General features: G+C 41.2%; 4 protein-coding genes. 1 reads left to right on the plus strand and 3 read right to left on the minus strand.

The window, feature by feature from the left end:
- Window positions 1-53: 53 nt before the first annotated feature.
- Window positions 54-314 carry a hypothetical protein gene (locus RMY27_RS24615; protein WP_194043036.1) on the minus strand — a complete coding sequence of 87 codons (261 nt, stop codon included), beginning with the start codon at window positions 312-314 and terminating at the stop codon, window positions 54-56.
- Between the two features lie 618 nt (window positions 315-932).
- Here RMY27_RS24615 and RMY27_RS24620 point away from each other — a divergent pair.
- Complete coding sequence (locus RMY27_RS24620) at window positions 933-3,002, plus strand: tetratricopeptide repeat protein (protein ID WP_322667504.1); 2,070 nt, start codon at window positions 933-935, stop codon at window positions 3,000-3,002.
- An 18-nt stretch (window positions 3,003-3,020) separates the two neighbouring features.
- On the opposite strand, the gene RMY27_RS24625 is transcribed toward RMY27_RS24620, so the two are convergent.
- Complete coding sequence (locus RMY27_RS24625; protein ID WP_322667505.1) at window positions 3,021-3,866, minus strand: hypothetical protein; 846 nt, start codon at window positions 3,864-3,866, stop codon at window positions 3,021-3,023.
- A 131-nt stretch (window positions 3,867-3,997) separates the two neighbouring features.
- On the minus strand, window positions 3,998-5,491 hold the full coding sequence (locus RMY27_RS24630; protein ID WP_322667506.1) for a DUF1565 domain-containing protein: 1,494 nt from the start codon (window positions 5,489-5,491) through the stop codon (window positions 3,998-4,000).
- Between the last annotated feature and the right edge of the window lie 738 nt (window positions 5,492-6,229).

Genomic DNA, 6,229 nt, shown 5'->3' on the forward strand with positions numbered 1-6,229 from the left:
GAAAAGAAAAAGAAGTTTTCACATCTGATTTAGGACTGCTATAGTTGCGAAAATCAGGCATGGAGATTTGCTTGTTCCTGCAACCACGGATCTACAGGTTGTCCATCTTTGCGGCGTAATTCAATTTCCACAACCATCACTTCTTTGGAACCAGGAGGTGCAGGTTTTTTATGGAAAATAATATCATAATCTTCTGGATTATGTTTACGTTCTTTCAACCATTCCTGTACCTTGGTTGTGGCAAAAAATGATTGCCCTTGCTCAAACATTCGGGTAATCTGCAATTGCAGTGTGTAAGGATTTATGCGACCCATTTTCTACCGCCTTTGTTAAGTTAATTTGAGAACAAGTAGTCTACTGACCATAGATAATAGACCTCTTGCAAAAGTGCTTTTTGCCAGAGGGGGAAAAGGGTAAAGGTTAAAGGGAAAGCGGACAATACAGAACTTTTCCCCTTTTCCCCTTTCCCTCTTTCCCTTTTCCCGACAAATGCCAAGAAGTCTAATCTAATGTTAATGCGAAGTAACCACACATGACACTTCCCATACAGCTAGAACTTCCAGTTTCAACACCCTCTTATCTGTAAAAACACAGCCCGAACCTTCTTCAGTGGATGGTCTAAGAAAGCGTCGATGCTTTCGCATTTTGTCTTTCACTGGTTGATAAATTATTATTTTTACTGCTTGACTTTCACCATCTTTAGCAGTATTCACAACGTAGTAATGTTATAGTAGTACATCACCAAAAAATGTCACAAACTTGACTGTACTCTCCGACTAAAGTTGTACGTACACTTAGGACGAGGAAACGGATTAGTTAAGGATTGCTCAGAATTTTACACTGCCTCTACAACATTTAACCACTTAATTCTGTTATAGATTGGAGAGAGGCGCGTCGCTTCAAAAACTGACCAACAGACTCAGATGGTTGTTATGCAGAGCAAAAATCAAGCTGTTTTCGCTTTAATTGGAAAAAGCACTACTGTATTTTTACCCTTATTGTTATCCATTGGAATCGCCAGTGGACAATCTGCACCATCACCCAACCCAGCATTAACTCCAACTCCGGTGTTATCGAATTCAGAACGGGAAGAATTAGTACGACTACGAGCAGAAAAACGAATTCAACAGCAAGTTCAATCTGATTTGAAAAGCACTTTTAGCCACACAACTATATTACTCGATATTTGGCTAGTTATACTAAGTCTCTTTCCAGTCGCAGTCATTGCTTTGTTATGGCTGTTACGCCGGGTGATAATCCGAGAAATTGTTGATAGGGCAATGCAACAAGTCCAGAGAATGGAACAATTACAAAATCAGCTAACCACCGTTAAACAAGAAGCTGAAAATATTATTCAAGATGCAAAAACAATAAATTCTGAGTTAGAACAGGAAGCAACTGCTTTACAACAAAAAATTAAAAATGAACAAGAAAATGTATCTATTCTGATATCCGATCTAGATTTAGCTAAAGCGCAGGTATTAAGTAGATTAGAAGCGGAACTAAAAAAATCTCAAGAAAATATAGAAAATTTAGAATCAAAATTTGCTTCGGGGTTATCTAAGTTGGAGTTTGATGCTCAACAACAAAAAGATATAGCACTGGAGAATTTAGGAAAATTAGCATCTGCGATCGCAGAAGAACTGTCTAAGTTAAAGTTAGGTGTGCAACAACAGCAAGAGCTAGCCGTTGCTGATTTAGAAATATCAAAGTTTGAGTTCATATCTCAACTTTCTGGATGGCAGTCTGATGCTCAACAACAAAAAGATATAATTTTTGAAAGTTTAACAAAATCACAGTCAGAATTTGTAGAAAAGTTATCCGAATTACAGGTTGATGCTCAAAAGCAAAAAGAGATTGCCGTTGACAGTTTAGGTATATTTGAGCGGGAACTTAAATCTCAATTATCTGAACTACAGGTAGATGCTCAAGAACAAAAAAATAAAATTATTGCAAGTTTAGAAGTATTGCAGTCAGAATTTAAATTGCAATTATCTGAATTACAAGTTGATGCTCAAAAATCCAAAGAGCTAATCATTGAGAATTTAGAAAAATCTGGCTCTGAGTTTAGTTCGCAGTTCTCGGAATTACAATGGAATGCTCAACAACAAAAAATTCTCATTTTAGAGAAATTAGAAAGATTAGAAACTGAGTTTGTTTCTCAACTTTCTGAGTTACAATTGGATGCCCAAGAAAGAAAGGATCTGATTCTTCAAGAACTAACTGAAATTACGCCGGAATCGATTCTAGAAGTAGTTAATTCTGAAGTTGAGCAAGAAAGACAGGAACAGCCACAACAACCAGAATTCACTGCTGATGAGTATGTAAAACAGGGAGACGATCTGTTTTCTCAAAGGCGTTATGAAGATGCGATCGCAGCTTACAACCAAGCAGTGAAAATCCAACCTGATGAACCTGTGAGTTGGTTAAAACGTGGTTTAACTCTGGGAAGGTTGAAACGCTACCAAGATGCGATCGCATCTTATGATAAAGCGATTGCAATTCAGCCAGATTATCATCAAGCTTGGTGCGATCAGGGTGTTGCTTTTGGGAACTTACAACAGCATCAGCAAGCCTTTGCCTCATTTGATAAAGCTACACAAATCAAACCTGATGATGCCATTGCCTGGTTAAATCGCGGTCTTTCTCTAGTAGCATTAGAACAATACGAAGAAGCAATAGTCTCCTTTGATAAAGCGCTAGAATTCCAACCCAATTCTCCCAAAATCTGGGATAAACACGGTTATACATTGGTAAGATTGGGACGCGATGATGAAGCGATCGCCAGTTTTAACAAAGCCTTAGAAATTAAGCCAGATTATGCTAGTGCCTATTACAACAAAGCAGCCTGTTACGCACTGCAAAGACAAGTTGATCGATCTCTGTTAACTCTACAACAAGCAATTGAACTTAATCCTAAGTATAAAGAAGATGCAGCAACTGACCTCGATTTTGATGATATTGCCGACGATGAGCGCTTTAAGCTGTTAGTTGCAGAATAAAATGTCATTTGTCATTTGTCATTCTCCCCCTGCTCCCCCGCTCTTCTGCTCCCCTGCTCCTCTGCTCCCCCGTTCTTCTGCTCCTCTGCTCCCCCGTTCTTCTGCTCCCCTGCTCCCCACACCTGGGTTATGTTCGCTAGACATAGCTTTGAGTTTAGATGTAAAAGAATCAGAGCGATCGCTTGTTTCGGGAGTAAATTGCCCGATTGGGGCATGAATAGGAGCAGGTGGGAGCAGTTTTGGCTGTCGTTGATGATGGTTTTGTGATGGGGAAGGCGCTGGGCTTTCTTGTGAAGTTTGCCTCTGGCTGACAGCAGATAATCGCTCAAGGGTTGCCGAAGAGGTAAATTTCCCAGAAAGCGGAGACTTCAAGACAGTTTTATTGTCTCTATCTTCCTGCTTTCCTTCTGCTTCACTCAAAGATGTCTTTGGTTCATAACTTTTCAGTTGGAGAGTCGCTGTATTGCTGTGTTCATAGCCATTGCGAATCTTAGCTGGTGGTAATTGAGGACTCGTCACTTGCTCTAAAGTGGGTTTTCTCTTGGCTGGCGGTAGAGCTGGCGCAGCCGATGAGGTTAAGCTTTGGGGAAATTTGCTACAAATCATCCGTTCAAATTCCATGTTGAAATGATATGTAGCCTGATCCCGGCGCTGCCAAAATACTAAAATTTGCTGCACGGAAACCGCTTTATAACGACCTTGATATAGTGCCTCAATCACTGCCAGGTGTAGCCAATTAAGGGGGTATTGCGTTTGCCAACGCTCAACTAGCTCATTGGCACTATACCCACTGAGATCGAAACTATAGTTAATTAATAAGGCGATCGCCAAGTTGGCAGAGGTGTCTGGAAGTGTTGTTAACATGGGGCTATTAGCTTTAGGCAATAGGTCTAAGATTTGTCACCCATCGCATATTAGCCTAGCGTGCTTTTAACTACATGGTTGATTTTTCCAAGAGTTGTCAGCCGATAGGCAAGTGTTCCCTATTTTACTTGTCAACTTCTAGAATGCAACCCCACATAGACTGATTTAATCGCAGATGTTCGCCCAAGGGCGACTAATGCCTGATAAACCATCGCTGCAACTTCGGCGCGTGTTGCTAAACGTAAAGGTGCAAGCACTTTCGGATCTGGATAGTTGACAACGATTCCCCGTTGTGTGGCAGTGGCAACGGCTGTCCGGGCGTAGTCGGGAATGGTATGACGATCGCTATATATTTCTAAAACATCACGATCAACAGCTGGTAGTCCCAGTCCGTTGACTAGGGAGACAATCACCTGTAGCCGCTGCACACTTTGATCGGGGCGGAAAGTGCGATCGCTAAATCCACCAACAAAGCCACCGCTAGCCGCGATTTGGATAGCGCTATAAGCCCAAAAATCCTTGGGTACATCCGTAAAATCAGGTGCCGGGATTTTGGGAAATGGGTTAAAAGCGATCGCCACCATTGCTGCATATTGGGCGCGAGTCATGGGTTTATCTGGCTGGTAGCTACCATTAACAAAAGCATGAGTTAAATCCATGCTCACTAATGCTTGAATAAATGGTTCTGCCCAATGTCCATCTAGTTCGGAAGATGGGAATTGTGTCAAAGCGTGTACTCGATTAGTTGGGAGTAATTCTACCAAGCCCTTGACTAGAGCAGGATTTAATTGATTACCTACGGAAATCAGCTTTTTTGTAGTGGCATTATATAAATCAAATTCACTATGATCCCGAAAAATATTATCACCTGGATCTTCGCTATTACCTAAATCTGGGACTGCATTGCCATTGACTAATAAACCACCTTGGATATTGTTAGTAATCAGATTTTGACGTAGCACAGGTTGGGCATTACGAGAAAGTGCGATCGCCGTGCGATTTTCTGATAATTTGTTATTAGCGATCATCGGAACGGCAAAGTCACTAATTGCTATGCCTAAAGGGTTTCTTTGAAATACATTCCGCAGTACTTCTCCCTGGCTATGACCTGCCATGACTAACCCGCTAGCAGTATTTTGCAAAAATATGTTATCTAAAATTGCGGGTTTGGCAGTACCAGTGGTAAACACACCTTCCCGCCCACAGTTGCTCAAAGTATTGTTACTTAAAGTAGGCGTAGCTGATTCAATCCAGATACCAGCACCTTTGGCTAAGGGATTAGTGACAGTTACACCTAAAAGATTGGCATTATCTACCAAGAGCAGCGTAATATTTTGTATACCAAAACTGGGACTTTGATACTCACCACTCCCGGAAATTACAATTCCTGCACCTTTGTTAGCTTCATTACCCACCACTGTCACTCCTCCAGAGACGATCAGTGGAAATACCTCACCACTAGCGGCGTTGTAAGTCCCCGGCTCCAGATGAATTATCGTCAGGATTTTGGTTACTTTTAAAGCACGGGTGAGGCTTTTAAATGGACTCAACCGTGAACCAGTATTGCTATCATTCCCTGTCATAGGGTTGACATAGAGTGTGACGACGAGGGTAGAGTTCACCATTGATAGTTGAGAGTCAATTGTTTTAATTATGACAATCGTAAATAACACTACTTGTAGCAAACTTTTTCACAGTAGTATCTTTGTGTATAGAAAATATATCCACCTGACTTTTTCTGGCAAGCAGATCGTGTGTACACACAAGTTATAGACTCTTGTGCAACATTCCAAGTTCTCATCTCAATCGCATTGCAACTCTAAAAGGCTTGTTGGTAAACTGTAGCGTCTATGCAGAGAAAATTAAGGGATGGAGTTCTCCAGAATTATAGACCGGGGGTAGAGGCACAGCATTGCTCAGTGGTGTCAATTTAAGTGAATTACCTGATATTAAGTCCACTCGCTTACCATCACTATCCGCGTCAGCCCAGTTTGATCTAAAGCCAAAACTTCCCCTCCCCAAGGCATCGGCTACCGTGTATACACAAGTCAAATTACCCCCCTTAATCCCCCCAATGCATTGGTGGGAAACAAGAAATCTAGTTCCCTCCCCAATACATACGGCTACGGTGTACACACAAGTCTGAAATAGCTGATTAACTGGGATTTTACCTCACCCTAAACCTTCCTTTATAAAGGCTATCGTGTACACACAAGCCGAATTTATTCTTAAATTCCAAAGATTACCTACTTAATCGCAGTGATGGTTGAGTGGGGTAAAACTAAAGCTAAAACCTTAGTAAATCAGGTTTCAGGTGAGGTTTTGAGAATTTATGCAATAAATATATTGAATTCGGGTGGTCG

The organism is Nostoc sp. DedQUE09, assembly GCF_034530915.1.
GTDB lineage: Bacteria > Cyanobacteriota > Cyanobacteriia > Cyanobacteriales > Nostocaceae > Nostoc.

Coding starts and splice junctions, on each gene's coding strand:
- RMY27_RS24615 (WP_194043036.1), bottom strand. CDS start 314: ATGGGTCGCATAAATCCTTACACACTGCAATTGCAGATTACCCGAATG.
- RMY27_RS24620 (WP_322667504.1), top strand. CDS start 933: ATGCAGAGCAAAAATCAAGCTGTTTTCGCTTTAATTGGAAAAAGCACT.
- RMY27_RS24625 (WP_322667505.1), bottom strand. CDS start 3,866: ATGTTAACAACACTTCCAGACACCTCTGCCAACTTGGCGATCGCCTTA.
- RMY27_RS24630 (WP_322667506.1), bottom strand. CDS start 5,491: ATGGTGAACTCTACCCTCGTCGTCACACTCTATGTCAACCCTATGACA.